General features: G+C 44.0%; 19 protein-coding genes. 8 read left to right on the forward strand and 11 right to left on the reverse strand.

What is annotated here, in order from left to right; all coding sequences use genetic code 11:
• Positions 1–117: 117 nt before the first annotated feature.
• A complete protein-coding gene (locus BUB99_RS11035; RefSeq protein ID WP_170863782.1) occupies positions 118–987 on the reverse strand; it encodes a DMT family transporter in 870 nt (289 codons plus the stop codon).
• A gap of 186 nt (positions 988–1,173) precedes the next feature.
• Here BUB99_RS11035 and BUB99_RS11040 point away from each other — a divergent pair, with 186 nt between their 5' ends.
• From BUB99_RS11040 to BUB99_RS11050, 3 genes are all read left to right on the forward strand, one after another.
• Entirely contained in the window at positions 1,174–1,707 is a 534-nt protein-coding gene (locus BUB99_RS11040; RefSeq protein ID WP_139280978.1) for a tellurite resistance TerB family protein, read from the forward strand.
• A gap of 63 nt (positions 1,708–1,770) precedes the next feature.
• Positions 1,771–2,388 carry a response regulator gene (locus BUB99_RS11045; RefSeq protein ID WP_073122443.1) on the forward strand — a complete coding sequence of 206 codons (618 nt, stop codon included), beginning with the start codon at positions 1,771–1,773 and terminating at the stop codon, positions 2,386–2,388.
• A 60-nt stretch (positions 2,389–2,448) separates the two neighbouring features.
• Complete coding sequence (locus BUB99_RS11050) at positions 2,449–3,363, forward strand: 1-aminocyclopropane-1-carboxylate deaminase/D-cysteine desulfhydrase (RefSeq protein ID WP_073122445.1); 915 nt, start codon at positions 2,449–2,451, stop codon at positions 3,361–3,363.
• Between the two features lie 193 nt (positions 3,364–3,556).
• On the opposite strand, the gene BUB99_RS11055 is transcribed toward BUB99_RS11050, so the two are convergent.
• From BUB99_RS11055 to BUB99_RS11080, 6 genes are all read right to left on the reverse strand, one after another.
• Positions 3,557–4,438, reverse strand: a complete 882-nt coding sequence (locus BUB99_RS11055) for an anti-sigma factor (protein ID WP_073122446.1) — start codon at positions 4,436–4,438, stop codon at positions 3,557–3,559.
• A 79-nt stretch (positions 4,439–4,517) separates the two neighbouring features.
• Positions 4,518–5,996 (reverse strand): sensor histidine kinase, encoded by a 1,479-nt coding sequence (locus tag BUB99_RS11060; RefSeq protein ID WP_073122448.1) that lies wholly within the window; start codon positions 5,994–5,996, stop codon positions 4,518–4,520.
• A 3-nt stretch (positions 5,997–5,999) separates the two neighbouring features.
• A complete protein-coding gene (locus BUB99_RS11065; RefSeq protein WP_073122450.1) occupies positions 6,000–6,707 on the reverse strand; it encodes a response regulator transcription factor in 708 nt (235 codons plus the stop codon).
• A 66-nt stretch (positions 6,708–6,773) separates the two neighbouring features.
• Positions 6,774–7,337 (reverse strand): hypothetical protein, encoded by a 564-nt coding sequence (locus tag BUB99_RS11070; protein ID WP_073122452.1) that lies wholly within the window; start codon positions 7,335–7,337, stop codon positions 6,774–6,776.
• Positions 7,338–7,419: 82 nt separating this feature from the next.
• Positions 7,420–9,642: a M1 family metallopeptidase gene (locus tag BUB99_RS11075; protein WP_073122454.1), complete on the reverse strand. Its 2,223-nt coding sequence runs from the start codon at positions 9,640–9,642 to the stop codon at positions 7,420–7,422.
• Between the two features lie 60 nt (positions 9,643–9,702).
• On the reverse strand, positions 9,703–10,287 hold the full coding sequence (locus tag BUB99_RS11080) for a HupE/UreJ family protein (protein WP_073122456.1): 585 nt from the start codon (positions 10,285–10,287) through the stop codon (positions 9,703–9,705).
• A 102-nt stretch (positions 10,288–10,389) separates the two neighbouring features.
• Here BUB99_RS11080 and BUB99_RS11085 point away from each other — a divergent pair, with 102 nt between their 5' ends.
• Entirely contained in the window at positions 10,390–10,884 is a 495-nt protein-coding gene (locus tag BUB99_RS11085; RefSeq protein ID WP_084190509.1) for a DUF6702 family protein, read from the forward strand.
• Between the two features lie 154 nt (positions 10,885–11,038).
• Here the strand turns inward: BUB99_RS11085 and BUB99_RS11090 are convergent, their stop codons facing one another.
• Complete coding sequence (locus tag BUB99_RS11090) at positions 11,039–11,581, reverse strand: 2'-5' RNA ligase family protein (protein ID WP_073122458.1); 543 nt, start codon at positions 11,579–11,581, stop codon at positions 11,039–11,041.
• Positions 11,574–12,602 carry an SPASM domain-containing protein gene (locus tag BUB99_RS11095; protein WP_073122460.1) on the reverse strand — a complete coding sequence of 343 codons (1,029 nt, stop codon included), beginning with the start codon at positions 12,600–12,602 and terminating at the stop codon, positions 11,574–11,576. The genes BUB99_RS11090 and BUB99_RS11095 overlap by 8 nt, the downstream gene beginning before the upstream one ends.
• 89 nt (positions 12,603–12,691) lie before the next feature.
• On the opposite strand from BUB99_RS11095, the gene BUB99_RS11100 reads away from it, so the two are divergent.
• The 3 genes from BUB99_RS11100 (at position 12,692) to BUB99_RS20225 (ending at position 15,643) form a co-directional block, all read left to right on the forward strand.
• A complete protein-coding gene (locus BUB99_RS11100; RefSeq protein WP_073122461.1) occupies positions 12,692–13,882 on the forward strand; it encodes a lipoprotein N-acyltransferase Lnb domain-containing protein in 1,191 nt (396 codons plus the stop codon).
• A gap of 449 nt (positions 13,883–14,331) precedes the next feature.
• On the forward strand, positions 14,332–15,318 hold the full coding sequence (locus BUB99_RS11105; RefSeq protein WP_073122463.1) for a TonB family protein: 987 nt from the start codon (positions 14,332–14,334) through the stop codon (positions 15,316–15,318).
• A gap of 79 nt (positions 15,319–15,397) precedes the next feature.
• The gene (locus BUB99_RS20225; RefSeq protein ID WP_139280979.1) at positions 15,398–15,643 is read left to right on the forward strand and encodes a hypothetical protein; all 246 of its coding nucleotides are present in this window, start codon (positions 15,398–15,400) and stop codon (positions 15,641–15,643) included.
• A gap of 453 nt (positions 15,644–16,096) precedes the next feature.
• Here the strand turns inward: BUB99_RS20225 and BUB99_RS11110 are convergent, their stop codons facing one another.
• Positions 16,097–16,546 carry a hypothetical protein gene (locus BUB99_RS11110; RefSeq protein WP_073122568.1) on the reverse strand — a complete coding sequence of 150 codons (450 nt, stop codon included), beginning with the start codon at positions 16,544–16,546 and terminating at the stop codon, positions 16,097–16,099.
• Between the two features lie 294 nt (positions 16,547–16,840).
• Here BUB99_RS11110 and BUB99_RS11115 point away from each other — a divergent pair, with 294 nt between their 5' ends.
• On the forward strand, positions 16,841–17,611 hold the full coding sequence (locus BUB99_RS11115) for an HNH endonuclease (protein WP_073122464.1): 771 nt from the start codon (positions 16,841–16,843) through the stop codon (positions 17,609–17,611).
• A gap of 242 nt (positions 17,612–17,853) precedes the next feature.
• Here the strand turns inward: BUB99_RS11115 and panB are convergent, their stop codons facing one another.
• A complete protein-coding gene (gene panB / locus BUB99_RS11120; RefSeq protein WP_073122466.1) occupies positions 17,854–18,672 on the reverse strand; it encodes a 3-methyl-2-oxobutanoate hydroxymethyltransferase in 819 nt (272 codons plus the stop codon).
• Positions 18,673–18,699: the final 27 nt, after the last annotated feature.

Raw genomic sequence — 18,699 nt, forward strand, 5'->3', positions numbered from 1 at the left:
AAAGGAGCTATCAGGAAATCCGCCTTTGGTATATGGAAAAACTATCAACCTAGTCTGTCAGACGCTAGGAACATTTTTGGCCTTAAGCTATAGATATGACAGGTGCATATAGAACTATTAACGCTTGGTCGAACGAATACTCTCGACGATTACTGAGCTCAGAATAATACCTCCACCAATTAAAACCTTAGGCTGTGGAATCTCCCCAAGAAACAACAGTCCTAAACCTATTCCAAAAAGTGGTGTTAGACTACTGATAATGCTAATAGTGGTAATGGAAAAATATCTAAAACTAGATACAAATAGTGTATGGCCCACAGCAGTAGTCAATACACCTAGTATCAACAGGGGCTGCCAATTGCCTCCAATCCCATGTAGGTTTGAACCAACATCTCCCAGATAGATCACAGGAAACATGACAATGCTGAGAATTGCCAACTGATAGTACATGAGTGTAATTCCAGAATGTTCTCCAATATCTTTTTTGAGTAGTATATTTCGAACCGAATAAAGTATAGCTGATACTACTCCAAAAGCAATCCCCAGCGTCACCTGGTTGCCAAAGGTATAAGCTGGCACCAAAAAAAACACTCCTGTGAATGCCAACAAAGCAACCAATACGTCAGCGAGCTTGTGCTTGTAACCAAGAATATAAGGTTCTAGTACTGCAGTAATCACCGGGTAGGTAAAGAGAGATAGCATACCGATAGCCACAGAGGTATACTTCAAAGCATAGAAGTAAGTCACCCAGTGCACTCCTAAGAATAAAGCACTAATACTGACGGTTCTAAACGACCGCCCCCATCCCAAATAGGTAGGAGTATTCGAAAATTTGAGATAAGCAAAAAGAACAATCGCTCCTACTACACAGCGAGCCCATATCGTCTGCTCTGGCGGAATCCCAACGAACCTACCTAAAGTCCCTGACGAACTCATAACCAATATTGCCAACCCTAATTGTAAAAACTGAAATGTTCTCTTGTCCAAACTACTCATCGTCTAATACCCCCATCAAGCAGTGAGTCATTGCGATCGAGTCACTACTTACTTTCCAATTCAATATTAGGGAATAATCCAACAACTTCAATTGGCTCTAGATAGTATTAATCAAATCGCACAAAAGGTATTTGATCAAAATGATTAAATTTATCCTTCAAATATCCTAATCACATTATGTCCAAGTCAACATTCCCCCACCTACTCTTACGCACAGCATTTTCGTTCATGACCTGCGATGGTCACATCGACAAGAAAGAAATTGTATCCATCATGCGCATGGGGCAGGGCAACAATATTTTCGGAGACATCACCATCGACGAAGAGCTAGAAGTTATGCTAAAGAAAATCAATCTGAGAGGTACCGAGTACCTCAAAGACTACTTCAGAAAGGTGAGCAAATCAAACTTGACCGAAGAACAACAGCTACAACTCATTCAGGTAGCCGTGGATGTCATATACGCCGACCTAGAGGTAAGGGAGGACGAAGTGAAATTTCTGAGAGTGCTACGTACTATGCTGGACATTTCAGATTCTATCATTCTCACGAGGTTTCCACAGTTGGCTAAGGACTTTATGTGGGACGATAATTTTACAGAAGCCTATGTCGCTCAACTCCATAGCAACTATTTCAAAAACAAAGAAATGCCGATTTTTGATGTGTCAGATGTCATGGATATTACCACTGATATACTTAAAGAAATCGCATAATTTAATAGCCCACAAACCAAAACAACATCGCCCCTACATTTCTGAACTAAAACATACAGAAGCGTGTATTTCCTAATCGTAGACGACCATCAGATGATGCTAGATGGTATAGAACAACTACTCCACCGAGAGTTTGATAACATCTCCATAGCCCAGGCCACCACCCTACAAGGAGCAAAAGACTTAACTGCCCGAAAAGACTATGACATCATCGTGACAGACTACAACCTCCCAGGTGGTGATGGCCTTACCCTCATCAAACACCTAAAGGCTGCTAACTCCTCTGCTAAAACGCTCGTTCTGAGCATGCATGACGAGGCACATCTCGTCAAGGAAATCCTAAAATCAGGGGTTGACGGATACATCCTCAAAAAGGATTCTCAACACGAACTCGTGACAGGAATCAAAACCGTGCTTGCCGGTAAGTCATATGTCAGCCAAGACATTAATCGTATATTGATTGACAATCTCAATATCACCACGCCAAAACTCCTATCGCAGCGAGAACGAGAAATCCTCGAACTGATCGCGAAAGAATACACCAACAAAAAAATAGCAGATGAATTATTCATCAGCGAACGAACCGTCGAGACACATCGCAAAAACATCTTTAGGAAAACCAAAACAAATTCTCTAGTTGGACTAATAAAATTTGCCTACGCCAATGACCTGATCGAATAGCCGATCTATTATCTAGCTAGAATTGTTGGTTAATTTGCTCGCTCCTTCATAGATTTGGACATGTTTGAAAAATCAGCTCCAACACCACTTGTACCCATTCATGACGAATTGCTTGAAGAAAAGAACATTAAACTTTTCCTCAAAAGAGAAGATCTTATCGATCCAGACATCTCAGGCAACAAATGGCGAAAGCTGAAGTACAACCTGATCAAAGCCAAAGAACAGGACAAAGAGATCATCCTCACTTTCGGGGGAGCGTATTCTAACCATATTGCAGCGACCGCAGCAGCTGCCAAACGCTTTGGCTTTCAAGCAATCGGGGTAATCAGAGGCGAGGAACTCAACGAGAACTCTAATCCTACGTTACAAAAAGCGCACGAAAACGGAATGCAGTTACTGTTCGTGAGCAGAGCTGACTACATGTTTCGGACGAGTCCACACTGGCTCACCATGCACCAGCAGGAATACTCTGCCTTCATTATCCCAGAAGGAGGTAGCAATCACCTCGCGCTACAGGGTGTTAAAGAAATCCTAAGCGAAATAGATACACCCTTTGACTATATCACATGTCCAGTAGGTACAGGAGGCACCTTGGCAGGACTAGCATCTGGACTGCAGGCTCATCAGAAAGCTTTGGGGTTCGCTTCACTAGCAGGAGAAGACTACCTCGAAAAACTAGTTGGACAACTACTCGCTCCAGAGTTTCACGAGCGGCAAGCTATCGTACATGACTATGACTTTGGCGGCTATGCCAAGCATACGCCTAAGCTCATCGAGTTCATCCAAAACTTCTACGATCAACACGGCATTCCTTTAGATCCCATCTATACAGGAAAAATGATGTACGGACTTTTTGATCAAATCAAAAAAGGAAAAATCGAAGAAGGAAAAACCATCGTCGCGGTACACACAGGTGGATTGCAAGGTATCGCAGGATTCAACGAACAGTATGGACTGAACCTGAAAACAATTTAAATAACTACCCCACTGACAATCGTTCAAAATATACCCTCTCAAATCGGTCAATTTCTTTAACTCAAAGACGACAAACTCAACTGCCATAGCGAAACGTGAAGAAAGATTAACCCCAAAGAGCTATCCCGTTTGATCAAAAAAATAGCCCTTACCTCTAAGGGCTATTTTCTATTTACACTTTTTTTAAAAAAAATCATCTACTAACGGTACCACTGGCATAAGTACTCGCAGCTATATTTTCCATGGCCTGCAAAGTCCCTGGAGCTAAACCAGAGGGCACTGCACCACGCAAAGGTTTCAGTTCGAAAGGATTAAGGCTATTGTCTGGCTCTGGCTCTATACTAAGCACGATCACTCCACCATCCGTTAGGTCTGTAGGAAAAGTCAGTCCACTCGGCGCATTGGTTATAAAATCCTCTCCAGGAAATCCTGGCCCAGACTCAGGACCACTAAACGCACTGCTTTGGTCCGCACCTGTATCCATGTTGAATCTACCTGTCGATACAGGCTGGCCGTCGATTACAGCCCAGCCTTCGTACACCCAGCCTGTCTTACTCGTCAGGTCTGGCAAATTGATCAATGCTGGTGTCCCAGTCGCTGGGTCTAAAAACCATACACCACTCAGGTCATCCGAATCTGTAGTCGTCGTAGGAGTTTTGAGGATATAACTACCTCCGACCTCAGTAAAACTAGTCCCTAGTGCAGCAGTATGGCTAATCATCACTGTTGCAGCATCTCCAGAAAAATCACCGCCGAGAATCTTCGTGGCTGAAGGGGCTGGATCGCTATCCATTTCTGGTTCTATAGACAGCACGAAAGTAGTCGCAGAGGCCAAGATCGCTTCGTCTACTTCGAAACGCGTTTGATCCAACACTCCGGCATCATTTACTGAAAAAACACCCGTAGATACGGGGCTGCCATCAACAATAATCCAGCCTTCGTACACATAGTCATCGCCCAGATCACCTAGACCAGATATATCTAAGCTTAAGACTCCCATAGCTGATCCTTCGTCTTCTTTACAAGCAGTGAATAACACTGCACACAGGGTTAGAGATAATATTAGTTTCTTCATTGTTTTAGTTTTTGTTCTATCCAAAGATCCTTTTTGGATGTCACAGAACTATCACGAAGACATCATAAAACCTTCAAACCTAAGCCGTGTACTGTGGTAGATCAAAGGAAAACGTCGTCCCACGCCCCATTGCGCTAGTCAGCCGAATCGACGAATCATGGATTTCCAAAATACGCTTAACAATGGCCAGCCCCAGCCCAGTACTGTTTTGGTCTAGTGATATACGTTTGTCTCCGATATGATAGCGATCAAACACAAAGGGTATCTGATCCTCAGGAATCCCCTTACCTGTGTCGGTGACTTTGATCTCAACCTGCTCCTTGACCGCATTGATTTCTAGGCGAATTTCTCCATTCTCTGGTGTATACTTGATGGCATTATCTATTAGGTTTTGAAGGACTCGCTCGATCAGTCCTATATCAGCATACACCATAAACGGGTGGTTTTCATGCACTGGTATCATGGTCAGCTTTCTCTCTTCTAACAACACAGCATATTTTTGAGTGATATCATCTATCAGTTCATTGATGAAAAACGCTTCCTTGTTGGGTATAACTTGTTTTGCCTCCAGCTTGGATAGTTCGAATAATTCTTCGACTAGCTTTTTGAGACGCTCGGTTCCATCTAGTGCTCTAGACAGGTATTTTCTCTTTTCCTCATCACTCAACCCCTTTTCTTTAATGATCAGTGTCTCGATAAATCCATGGATCACCGCGAGAGGAGTTCGCAAATCATGGGACACATTCCCGACCAATTCTCGGCGTAGGTTCTCCATCGATTTCATGTTTTCAATGTTACCGACGATTGTATCTGCCATCTCATTGAATGACTCTGCGAGCTCATTGATTTCGCCCCCTTTCGTCACTTCGATCCTAGCACTCATCTCCCCGTTTTGAAAACGGCGAACAGTATCAATCACCGTACTCAGATTTCGTGTAATGAAATAAATAGCCAACACCCCGATCACTAACGCTGCCAGCACCGCAATCAACCCATATACAGACCCTAATCTCAGTATATAACTATCAAACAGCTGCTCGCCGATACTATCATACTCTTCACTTGCCAATATCACATAGACATAGCCTAGTACTTGTCCATCCTCCTCGATTTTAGCCGCAGAAAAGACCTTACTTCGTCCCTCTTTTCGAGGGTCATCACCTAGGATCATCGCCTCACAACTCGGATTCAAAAACTCTGCTATCGGCTGGAGTCCCACACGATCCAAAACCACCTTTTTGTAAGGTGCGACATAGTTGAGGATAGCCCCTGTGGTATCGAGCAGATACACTTCTATGGCGGGATTGATCGCCATCATGTGGTGCATAATATCGTCCGTAGCCTGTTCATTAAGTTTCCCGTCCAAAAACGGTTTCAGCTCCGTACCGATATGCTTGGCCACACCGGCATTCAGTTTTTGATTCTTCTCCTGAAAATGCTTGTCAGCCACCGTCAGGGAAAAGTAAAAGTACAGGGCAGAAACGGACAATAAAAGAAGGAGAAAAATCCCTGCCAGTTTGAGAAACAAACCCGTCGAGTAATTGGATGCTGAAGCCATAATTTATGTTAGTTCGTCGTTGAATCGGTAACCTACTCCCCATGTGGTGAGGATGTAGTGAGGTGCATTCATGTTATCTTCTATCTTGGCACGCAGGCGATTAATGTGAGAGTTGACGGTATGTTCATATCCGTTAAATTCATACCCCCACACCAGTGAGAGTAATCGTTCGCGACTGTAGCTGCGGCCTGGGTGCTGCGCTAGCAAGATTAGCAAATCAAATTCTTTGGGTGTCAGTTCGATACGTTCATTGTACTTGAGGACTTTGCGTTTTTCCTGATCGATGGATAGCGAGCCTAATACGATGGTAGCCAGCTCCTCTTTCTGATTTTGAGGTCGAGACATATCGGATCTACGAAAAATAGCTTTAACCCTAGCTGTAAACTCTCGAATGTTAAAAGGTTTGGTAAGGTAGTCGTCAGCCCCCGTTTCCAGTCCCAGTATCTTATCTATCTCCTCGGAGCGTGCGGTGAGCATCAGGATAGGCGTCAGTACAGTAGCGGCACGTAGCTCACGACATACATCCAAACCATCTTTCTCAGGGAGATTGATATCTAAGACGATCAGGTCATAATCTCCCGTCATCGCCATAGTAGCACCTTCATTGCCCCGATAGGCGCTACTTACCTCGCAGTGTAAATCTCGTAGATGTATCGTCAACAGCTCTACGATACTCTCGTCGTCTTCTATGATCAGTACTTTTTTATCCATGGTCAAGCATCAGGAATTAGTCACTCGTAAAGAAACGGCAAAAAGATCACGAAAAGTTCACAAAGACTACAACGTAGATTTTTCTAAAATAAAGAAGCTCAACCACACAAATAACTGTGCTACCATGAATATATCATGGTAGAGCTTGTTTTTGAAGTCTCCAAAAATAAACAGCAAATAAACCCCTGCATAAAGCATCAATGGTACTTGCTCGATAATCGTAAACCCAGAGAAGAAGATGTTTTGGAGGATACTCACAATGATGGTCATCGTGAAAAGCGTATAGAGCCACTTCCAATTGTCATAGAAATACACATCCATATCCACCTCCTTGCTTCTGGTACCTGTTGGGAATAAGATGCGTGCTTCGATAAACAGTAAAATCGGAAAACTCAATATCGACAAGACGGTCGGCATAGTCCACTCCTCTATCTGTTTAGAGTACTGGTAACTGTAAAACCAATCCTGAATCGTAACAAAAAATATGATGACGATGAGAATCGTATGCGCAAAGCTGAATTTGATCTTGCTGTAATGTGCCACCATATCAGAGACACCATTTAAAATCTGAGCCATCGCTAGGCCAAGAATCAAGGAAGTTAAAACCACCACATATTCGAAAGATTCCATAGTTTTTGATTTGTTATAGCCCTCTAAACAAAGAAACCTCTGAGATAATTCCCAGAGGTTTCGATTCTAATTCTAATTGACATTATTTCTTGTCCGACTTGAACTCATCAAAGTCAGATGGCTTTTCTACTCGTGGGAAGACATTGTCTTCTACATTGGTGTCAGCCGTTTCTTCCTTAGGGTCGATCACGATATTGGTGACTTTCTTATCCTTCACGAAGACCTTTTTCACTTCGTTTTCATTCATTCTCCAGATCTCAGCAGGGATGTACTCCGTCTCAGAACTACCATCCTCATACGTCCACTCGACGATCAATGGCGTCACTAGACCTCCTTGGTTAGAGAACGTCAGCTCATAGAAATTTTTGTTCTCGTTGGCCAGTTTGACTGCTGCATCGTCTACTCTGTTCAAGAACTCAAAGTAGCTCTTGTCTTCGGTATCCTTAAACTCGAAAATCTCTGCTTCTTCTGCAAAATCAAGCACCTTCTCATCCTCAGTACTTTCAGAGACTTTCTTGTCCTTCTTACCTTTCTTAGGCTTGTTCTCTACGGTTTCTTCCGGTACGCCCATTTTGTACCAAGTCACTTTGTCTAGCGATACGTCTACGTGATCTGTTGAATAAAACCATCCTTTCCAGAACCAATCCAAATCTACCGCCGAAGCATCCTCCATTGTACGGAAAAAGTCCGCTGGGCTCGGGTGTTTGAACGCCCAACGCTCTGAGTACGTCTTGAATGCATAGTCAAACAATTCTGGCCCCATGATCGTCTCTCTCAATACGCTAAGCGCTGCTGCTGGCTTACCATAGGCGTTGTTTCCAAACTGAATGATCTGCTCTGAATTCGTCATGATCGGACGGATAAACATCTTGTCTCCCTTCATGTAATCGACGATCAATTTCGCTTCGCCTCTTCTCAAAGGCTTCTCTGGATAATATGCCTTTTCGGTCAGTGACTGTACGAATGTATTCAACCCTTCGTCCATCCATGTCCACTGTCTCTCATCAGAGTTGATGATCATCGGGAAGAAGTTATGCCCTACTTCGTGGATAATCACACCAATCATTCCCCATTTCAATCGATCAGAAAACTCTCCATTTTCGTCAGGACGTCCATAGTTGAAACAAATCATCGGATATTCCATCCCTATCGCTGCGGTATGCACCGAAATCGCTACTGGATATGGATATTCTACCGTGTGTTTTGAGTACGTGATGAGTGTATTGACTACTGCTTTGGTAGACTCATCTTCCCATAGCGGGTTTCCTTCTTTAGGGTAGTAAGACATTGCCAGTGGTGTTTTATCACCCAATTTAACTGCCTGTGCATCCCAGATAAATTTTCTTGATGCAGCAAAAGCAAAATCTCTTACATTTTCAGCTTTGTAGCTCCAAGTCTTCTTTGCCGTTGATTTAGTCTTTTCTTTCTCGATGACTTCTTCTTCTGTCACGATGATAACAGGCGCATCAAAAGACGTTTTGGCTTTCTCAAAACGAGCCAATTCTTTGGCCGTTAAAACATCTTTAGGGTTTTGCAGCGTACCTGTAGATGCCACGATGAAGTCCGCAGGAACGGTCAGGTTAACTTCATAATCCCCGAACTCCAACGCAAACTCCCCTCTGCCGAGGAATTGCTTGTTTTGCCAGCCTTCTACATCATCATACACCGCTAGACGTGGAAACCACTGCGCGATCGTATAGAGGTAGTTGTCATCCGCTGGAAAGTACTCATATCCCGAACGACCTCCCATATTGAGTCTGTCCTGCACAGTATATGACCATGCGATGTTGAACGTAACGCTCTCACCTGTTTTCAAAACTTCAGGAAGATCTACTCTCATCATCGTCTTGTTGATCGTGTAGGGCAACCCCACGTCTTTGGCATCTGTCACAGATTTGATTTTGAATCCTCCATCATAATCAAACCCATTGGTCAACTTTTGCAGTGACTTTCCTGTCATTTCTTTTTTGACTTCATTCGCCTCTACGAGTGGTGTATCCGAATCCTTAGCTCTCATGTTTTGATCCAACTGCACCCATAGATACGAGAGTTGATCTGGTGAATTGTTCGTGTAAGTAATCTCCTCACTACCTGTCACCTCATGGTTTGCCTGATTGAGCTCTACATCGATGGTATAATCCACTTTCTGCTGCCAGTAGTCTACACCTGGAGCACCAGATGCCGTTCTGTATTGGTTCGGTGTGGGCAGGGTAGTGCCCAATTGCTCAAATTTCTGCTCCCATACACCCTGCGCCTGCGACAGTAGCGGCATCAAAGCAAGAGCGAACATCATTATTCTCTTCATAGTGTGAAATTTATTTAAGTAGAATCCTCGGTGCTAACGCACCTATTAGTTAATAATCTATTACCAAAATTTAGTCTCGATCATCAGCATCACCGCGATACCTGCGATGGCTGAGGAGACGGCTAGTATCCAGTCTCTCCTCGCGATATGAAAGAAAAAATGTAGTACCGCTGCTATCCCCATAAAAATCAAGACGATCAAAACTTGACCGACCTCAAGCCCTACGTTGAAGGCAAAAAGCTGACCAATAATATCTGTATCCGTACCCAACAAGGCTTTGAGGTAATTGGAAAAACCCAAACCATGGATCAGACCAAAGAACAAAGCAAAGAAGTAATTGGTTCGAGAGGCGCGCTGATGAAAATCCACGTTGCGCTTTCTGATATTGCCCAAGGCCGTAATCAGGATCGTCACGGGAATCAAAAACTCAACCACCGCCGAGTTCACTGCGATCAAATCCAAAGTCACCAGTGCCAATGTCAATGAGTGCCCAATCGTGAAAGCCGTCACCAAAATCAAGACTTTCTTCCACTCAGCTACCTGATAGATCGTACACAGCGCCATCACAAACAAGATGTGATCATAGGCTGTGATGTCCATGATATGCGCTCTCCCTAATTCAAAATACAACTGAAAATCTGTCATCGCTATTCGCTCGCCGTTTGTATAATATCCAACACCTCTCTCGTAAGTTTCCTTACTTTTGTGGGTACGTATATTGTAAACATAGTTTTAAAATCAGACTTCATGACGATCTATTCTTTTGTGTTGCTAATAAATTATATGAGCGGTATGATGCTCCATGATTTCCATGTGTCAGTTACCAAACTAGAGCATGATACCGAGTCTCAAGCCTTAGAAATCAGCCAACGTATCTTCATCGATGACCTAGAACAGGCGCTCACCAGATTCGATACGGATCATGCATACAACATCTCCACCACAGAAGACTTCACCGAACTCAACCCTCTGATAGAGGCCTACATGCTGGAGCATTTTGTCATATCCGTGAATGAAAAACAAGTCACACTCGACTATCTCGGGTCGAAAGTAGAAGGGGATGTTTTGATCTGCTTCATCGAAGTACCCAAGGTCAAAAAACTCAAATCGCTATCCGTCAAAAACACCGTACTCTTCGAACTCTTCGCTGACCAGATCAATCTCGTCCATGTCAAAACGCCAGAGGGCAACAAAAGTCTAAAACTGGACACCAAACAACCCGTCGATCAACTGGTCTATTAAGTCAGAGTCGAACCTTAGAGCAGAAAACCCTCCAAGGGTTTAGCCCCATAACATCAAGACTGTCGATCGTGCGCTGCTTTATGAAAAACCCAACCCTTGAAGGGATTGTAACTATTCTGATCCTCGGCCTGTGGCACACACCTTTTCTATCACACTACCCCGTATACAGCACCTCCTGCCATTGCTTAGACTCGTTTTTCAACAGCGTAAAGCCTGCTACAGTCATTTTGGTTTGGAAGTTCCGCTGCGAATAATCCTCCATCACTTGAGGGAAAAGCGTCTTCTTTAAATCTCTGAATGCAATCGTCATGTGCGGATGAAACCCCATGTCTTTGTAGGTCGCATTGAATATGTTGAGCTCGCGACGGATGTGATCGCATAGGTCCTTCTGCAATTCGCGCAGTGCCTCGTTTTCCTCCACTTTGATGTAGACCACCCTAGGCGGGAAAAAGTCAAACCCATCGAGCGTCAGCTCTATCGGATAGCGATCAAACGAAAAAGAACGCATCACCTCCAGCAGCTGATCCTCTCGGTCGTCTCTCCACTGAAACGGCATATGTAGCGTGATGTGCGGTGGGGATTTCAACGCAGCCTTCGAGCCGTAGCGATCAGCCGCTTCGCATTTGAACTGGTGCACCTGCTCTCGCACAGGTTCCTCTGGCACGATTGCCACGAAATATAGATTCTTTTTAGCCATCGGTCAGCGACACTTTTAAGCCCTCACTACAGTTTTGACAAATATCAATATTGGAGCGAGACTGTAAGACGCTTTTTCTGAAATTCGTGTATTTGTCACTGTACCATATCTCAGCCATGGGTTGTTCGTTGAGATCTCCGAGCTGATGCTTGGCGTCCTTGTCAAAGCAGCAAGGTACGACCTTGCCATCCCAGGTCACCACACAGCCCTGCCACATCTTCCAGCACTCATTGAGCAGTGGATTCTTCAACTCGAATTTGCCCAAGGCATTTTTGCGGTAGCGCGAATACTGAGGGTTCTCAGGGATCAGGTCAGACCCGTTTTGATAGTCATAGATCTGAGCCGTCTTGAACTGTATTTCATTGACGCCAATATCCTTGGCGAGTTGTTTTGCTTCGTCGATTTGATGCTCATTGGGTCCTACGACCAAAAACTGAAAAATCAAATGAGGCGTCTTGCTTTTGAGCTCCCGCTTCCATTTGACCATGTTTCGCGCACCTGTCAGCACCTTGTCCAGCGAACCTCCCACACGGTAGTTCTGATAGGTCTCCTGTGTCGTCCCATCTACGGATATAATCAGCCGATCGAGACCCGATCGCACAGTAGCCTCGGCCTGTCGGTCATCCAAATAATGCGCATTGGTACTCGTGGCGGTGTAGATGCGGCGATCACTGGCATAACGCACCATATCCAAAAACTGTCGATGCAAGTAGGGCTCTCCTTGAAAATAAAACGTCAAGTAAATCAAATGTGCCTTCATCTGCTCAATCGACCGCTCAAACAAGCGCTGCTCCAGCATCCCCGTCGGTCGGGTAAACGACCGCAAACCACTCGGACATTCGGGACACCGCAGGTTGCAAGAAGTCGTCGGTTCGATCGCGATACTCAGTGGCAAACCCGGCGCGACATAACCGCCACTCCCCTTACTCCGGCGATAGCTTTTCCACACTTGATAGGCGTTGCGCACTTTGCGCACATCCAGTTTCGAGAGTAGATTGATATGATCGTGTAGTTGTGTCACCTTTGGGAGAAAGGCTGCATTTTAGTCCATCTAAAATTTGATTCAAAAAAAGCGACAGGTTAATTTACTCGCTCAATACACTCTGACACATGCAAGGCTTCAAAACACTCCTAACGCTCGTTTTCCTATCCCTCATCGCTCACGCTACCCTCGCCCAACGCACGCAGCTGTCGGGTCAGGCAGAGATCATCGTCATGACCATGAGCCCCGGACAGGAGGAGCTCTATTCGGCTTTTGGACACAGTGCCGTCCGTGTACGTGACGACCTCAACCGCCTCGATATCGTGTTCAACTACGGTATCTTCGACTTTGACCAGCCCAATTTCTACCTCAACTTCACCAAAGGGAAACTACTCTACAAGCTCGGCACGGCACACTACTCGCGTTTTCTGCGCTACTACATGAGTATCAACCGCACCATCACCGAACAAACCCTCAACCTAAGCCCTACCGAAAAACAGGAGATCTTCGACTTCCTAACGGAAAACGCCAAACCCGAAAACGCCGACTACTACTACAACTACTGCTACAACAACTGCGCGACCAAAATCCGAGACGTCATCGAACAATCATTAGACGGACGCGTCCAGTTCAACTACAGCTACGCCAACGATTCCCTCAGCTACAGAGATCTCATGGACAAATATCTGGGAGAGCAACCATGGGGAGACCTAGGAATAGACTTTTGTCTCGGGTCGGAGATTGACAGACGTGCCGATGGCCCAGCATACATGTACATGCCCGAATACCTCGAGATTGCACTAGATGGTGCCCAGCTCTCCAATGACTCGACCACTCAACCGCTCGTCAAAACCAAAAAGATAGTCAACAAAGCAGCCGACCAACCCAGCATGGCAAGTCCTATTCGTCCATTTTTGATCTTCGTATTGGTGTTTTTCTTTGTAGGACTGGTCACGCACCGCAGTCTGAAATATCAGGCCAACTACCGTTTCGTCGATGTGATCCTCTTCGGCAGCACGGGTGTGCTCGGCATCAGTCTACTACTCCTTTGGTTTGGCACGGATCACCTCTCCCAGCACAACTACAACCTCATCTGGTGCACACCGCTCAACCTGATCGCACTCATCCTCCTACTCCGAAAAAAGAAAGCACCATGGCTCAAATACTATTTCAACCTATACGGGTTCGTGCTCATGCTACAGGTCATCCTCAGTGGTGCACTCCCCCAGCAACTACACGAAGCTTTCATCCCCCTCGTCTTAGCCCTAATGATTCGCAGTTTCTACTTGGGCTATTGGTTGAAAGGACAGAAAAAATAACCGCTAGCGCAAAAAACATCGGCTACCAGCCCTAGGACAAACGCATTTAAACGATCTCAAACTTTTCCAAAGTTGCCATTTCCAACTACTCAGAAAGAGTAGGACTTTTCAGTGGATAAAAGATAGAACTTTGGAAAAGTTATAGGAAAACCTTCGGTTTTCATCACTAAATCATCGGATAACTGTCCTGCTCTTCACGCTCCTCAACCGTCATTCTCTGAAGCTACATGACAAAAAATAGGTTTTAGCCTTCTCGTAGGCTGCAGGGAGATATTTAGCACCGTGGATTCCTTCTCGCAGGCTGCAGGAGCAAATTCAGAACACTTGAAAAAGCCTAAGTGGCAGTAAAGGAATGAACACAATTAAAAATCCATTAGATTCGAGAGGAATATAAGGCAGGTATGTTGCACAAAGCGGTACTTGCTCAATTGTTGTAGAGCATCGTGAAAATGTATAAAAAAAAATATTGTTTTAAAGCCCTAATCGTCCTATTCTTAATTAGCAATCAATTAGTTGCACAAAAAAGCAAGTTGGGTTGGGAACTGATCAAGCAACAGAATTTTTCTGATGCTTTGCTCGAATTTGATCAATCAATAGAATTGAACCCAAATGATACAAGTTCTTATATAGGTAGAGCAAGGTGTTACTTAATGATTGGTGATTATAATTCTGCTGAAGAAAATATTACTAAAGTATTAGTCAATCAGGATAAAAGGGCTGATTTGTTGTTTCTAGCAGGTAATATTTATTTTCAAGTCAAGGAATACAATAAGGCTATTGAGCATTACACAGGAGCTATCGAAAATAATAAACCTGGTAAACATTTTGTTAGTCAATTAGATCTCTATTATAACAGAGGTAATGCTTTATTGAACATGGAAAAGTATAATGAAGCAAGGGATGATTTTATTAAAGCAATAATTGAAGGGGACAAATCTGCTGATGTACACCTTAAAATTTCTGAAATATTCCACGAAATTGGAAATAAAAAGGGGGCGTGCGATTACTACCAAAAAGCCATAAAACTAGATTCTACTTCATTAAATCAAATCATTTACGAGTATTGCAGTAAGACGGATACTCTAAATTTAGGAGCAATTACTAAACCCAACGACACAACTGAAATTTATGATATTGTTGATGTTAAACCATTGCCAATGGACGGTATGCGTGGCTTTTATAGGTACCTAGGTGTGAATATGAGATATCCTGAAGACGCTATAAAACGGAGAATTGAAGGAAGAGTATTTGTGCAGTTTATTGTTAATAGAGATGGTTCTCTGTCTGATGTAAGAGCAATCAAGGGTATTGGAGGATCTTGTGATCAAGAAGCGGTTAGAATAGTGAAAAATGCGCAGACTTGGTACCCTGCTATTAACAAAGGGGAACTCGCCAGAACAAGAATGATATTACCTATTGAGTTTAATATAAAATAAACGCTCTTTTAAGTCTTAGCGCGAAGCGAGACTTAAAGGGGGTCACGTCCTGAAATAGGTTGACACAAAAGTGTTAATTATGAAAAGGATAGAAGGAGAAGACAACTCAATAAAACACAAAAGTAAGCATGAGTACAGAGAGTCCTACAAGATAGCGGCGATATTGGACTTGGTTTCAGGAACAAACTCGGACACCTTTGTTGCTCGGAAATTTGGATTTAGTAGTAGTTTTATGTCAAGTCCCCCACTGGTCGTAGCATCCGCTACGCCCCATCTACCGCGTCAACCTAGATACATTTTGGGGTTGGATAGGCTACAAGATTAATGAAGTTGCCCCCCTTCTCTTCACGCTCCTCAACCGTCATTCTCTGAAGCGACGCAGGAGCTATCGCCTTGATTTTATGGCTAAACCCCTTGGAGGGTTTTCTGCATATTTTGACCCGATTCGGGGATGACCCAAAACACCAAAAAAGTGCCTTTAAACAGCTCTACCCCACCTCCGAAGTGGGGGTACCCACTTGCGAAGTACCCCTCCCCACTTCAAAGGCGCAACCTCGGGCCTAAAAGCTGCAACGGTGGAGTAAGTTGGTGCAACGTCGAGTCTATTTACTCCAGCGATGGTGCAAAAAGGCTCGACTATGGAGCTAAAAGGCGGATCGTCTGAGTAAATAAGTCCTCCCTTGAACCAAAAAGGTGCAACGACCCACCTCGCAGGAGGGTCATTGCACCTAAATAACTATCGCCCTAGGACGATAGGACTTACTGCTCTAGTATCGACTCATTTTGCAAAGCGCTTTTTCAAGTCATCGTGGATCGCTTTGGCGCCAGGGACATTTTGTTTGGCAGCCATCTTGACGGAGTTGTAGTAGCTCAGAGCCGCCACATACGCCTCCGATCCCGCCATCATGGTCGTATCGCTGAGATTGCTCTGCAACTGATCGACCGTCCGCAATAGCGGCATCAGCACACTCACCACCGCAAAATCCTTGGACATCTCTGGCACATCCATATAAGGTGGTACAAACATCGAATCACTGACCGCATAGTCCATCACCTTGTCCACAAATGGCACAGTGCCATCGCCCATCTTGGGGATGGTCTTGCGCTGCTCCGAAGTGAGTGCTAGTAGATAGGGTGCTAAAGTGGTTTGAATCGTGGCGAGGGCATCCTCCACCGTCTGAATATCCGCTGCTGGGATGTCTACTGAGATTACATTTTCTGTACTCATAATGGTTGATTTAAATGGATTAGTAAATAAACGATCCGCATCCATCTGACACGGATCAATAAGGAATATAAAACATCCTACACTGGATATCAATAGCTTACATACAAAAAAGCATCCACACCGATACGCCAACCACCCCTCACGCCGAACCATAATACACCCCACGCGTAGCGTCAAAGGGTTTGATCACCATCAAAAATCTACTAGATTAGTCTCTCATAAAAAATATAATGCGGATATGTGACATGGGGTCATGTGTTAGGTTGCTGTATGTCATGCTTAAACTTATAAGAATTGAACAATCGTATTTGTCTTTGGTGTTTAAAATCCAACCCTCAAACGACTTTTGATAAAAAAGCTCACACCATTCCAAAATCACTTGGTGGTCAAAACTACAATAACAACGTTTGCGATGCTTGCAATGAATATTTCGGAAACAAACAAGAAAGAAACTATTCAATAGAAGAGGCTCTAAAAGAAGCTTTTAACATTTCAAGAAATAGATTCCTTTTCGGTCAAAAAACAAAAAAGCAAGTTGGAAAGTTTAGATCAAGATTTTTCGATATAAAAACCCGTAAAAATAAACCTAGACTATCCATCAAACCTGCTTTCCGTTTAGATGGGAACTTTCAAAAACAACTTTGCAGAGACTTCAAAAGAGGACTTTACAAAATGTACTTTGAAGAACTTAACAGGCAAAGAGATTTAGGTTATGCGGAACATTACAACGCAATTAGAGATTTTGCTAGATCTGATAGGTTTGATATGCCAGTCTTCTATTTTGTTAAAGCCGTAGGGTTATTTACTATGTTACGAAGTGAAGCAGAAACACCTGTATTAATATTTGACAGAATGCTCTATTTATATTCAAACGATAAGTTCGTTGAAATTGAATTTTTAGGTCATGTATTTGGATTTCCAACAACCTATGTGTCTTCTGATGACATCAAAAGCTATATAAACGAATCACTAAAAACTAAACAGAAGCATTTTAGAAAATTTACTCTCATAGAAAAACTAACAGACATTGATCTAGCACTATCAATTTTAGACACTAACAATTAAAAAAGGCACACCGCCCGCTCTTTCAAGTCTTAGAGTGAAGCGAGACTTGAAAGTGTCTATGTAAGACAAGTCTTCAGACTTGTATCATCCTGGCTCAATGTGTTAGCTCACCCCAATTCTACAACCTCTACATCCAGTTCCTCTTCAGCAGGCATTGCACAGACTCATTTGAGTTGATCATTTACACCTTATTTAACTCCTGTCATAAAACATTCTAACTAAGAAAACAGAAACAAGCTAAATCAATAACTCTCCTTTTCATTGGGGAAACTCTTGGCTTTGACGTCTTTGATATAGTTTTCGGTGGCCTCACGCATGGCTTTGCTGATGTCAGCATATTGGCGTAGAAACCTTGGCTGAAACTCCTGTGTGATCCCTAGCATGTCGTGCACGACCAGTACCTGCCCGTCTACATCAGGCCCAGCCCCTATCCCTATGATCGGAATGGACACTGTCTCTGCTACTCGCTTGGCCAGTTTGCTCGGTATTTTCTCTAAAACGATCGCATAGCAACCACATTCTTCGAGCACCTTGGCATCTGAAATCAGCTTCTCGGCCTCCTCTTCCTCCTTGGCTCTCACGCTATAGGTCCCGAACTTGTAGATCGACTGTGGTGTCAATCCCAAGTGCCCCATCACAGGCACACCTGCCGTCAGGACACGCTGGATGCTCTCTCGTACCTCCGCTCCTCCTTCGAGTTTGACACTGTGCGCACCAGATTCCTTCATGATCCGGATGGCTGATTCTAGTGCCTGACGTGAATTGCCCTGGTAGCTACCAAATGGCAAATCTACCACCACAAAGGCTCTATTGATGGCCCTAACAACTCCCTGCGCATGATAGATCATCTGATCCAGTGTGATCGGTAGGGTAGTTTCGTTACCCGCCATGACGTTAGACGCTGAGTCTCCGACAAGTAGCACATCGATCCCTGCTTGATCCAAGATCCGCGCCATCGAAAAATCATAGGCCGTAAGCATGGAGATTTTCTCTCCACGATTTTTCATCTCTTGTAGTTGATGCGTCGTGACGCGCTTGATATTGGGTTTGTGTACAGACATGGCCGTTGTTCAATGTTAAAAGTCGTA

Source organism: Reichenbachiella agariperforans, from assembly GCF_900142205.1.
GTDB lineage: Bacteria > Bacteroidota > Bacteroidia > Cytophagales > Cyclobacteriaceae > Reichenbachiella > Reichenbachiella agariperforans.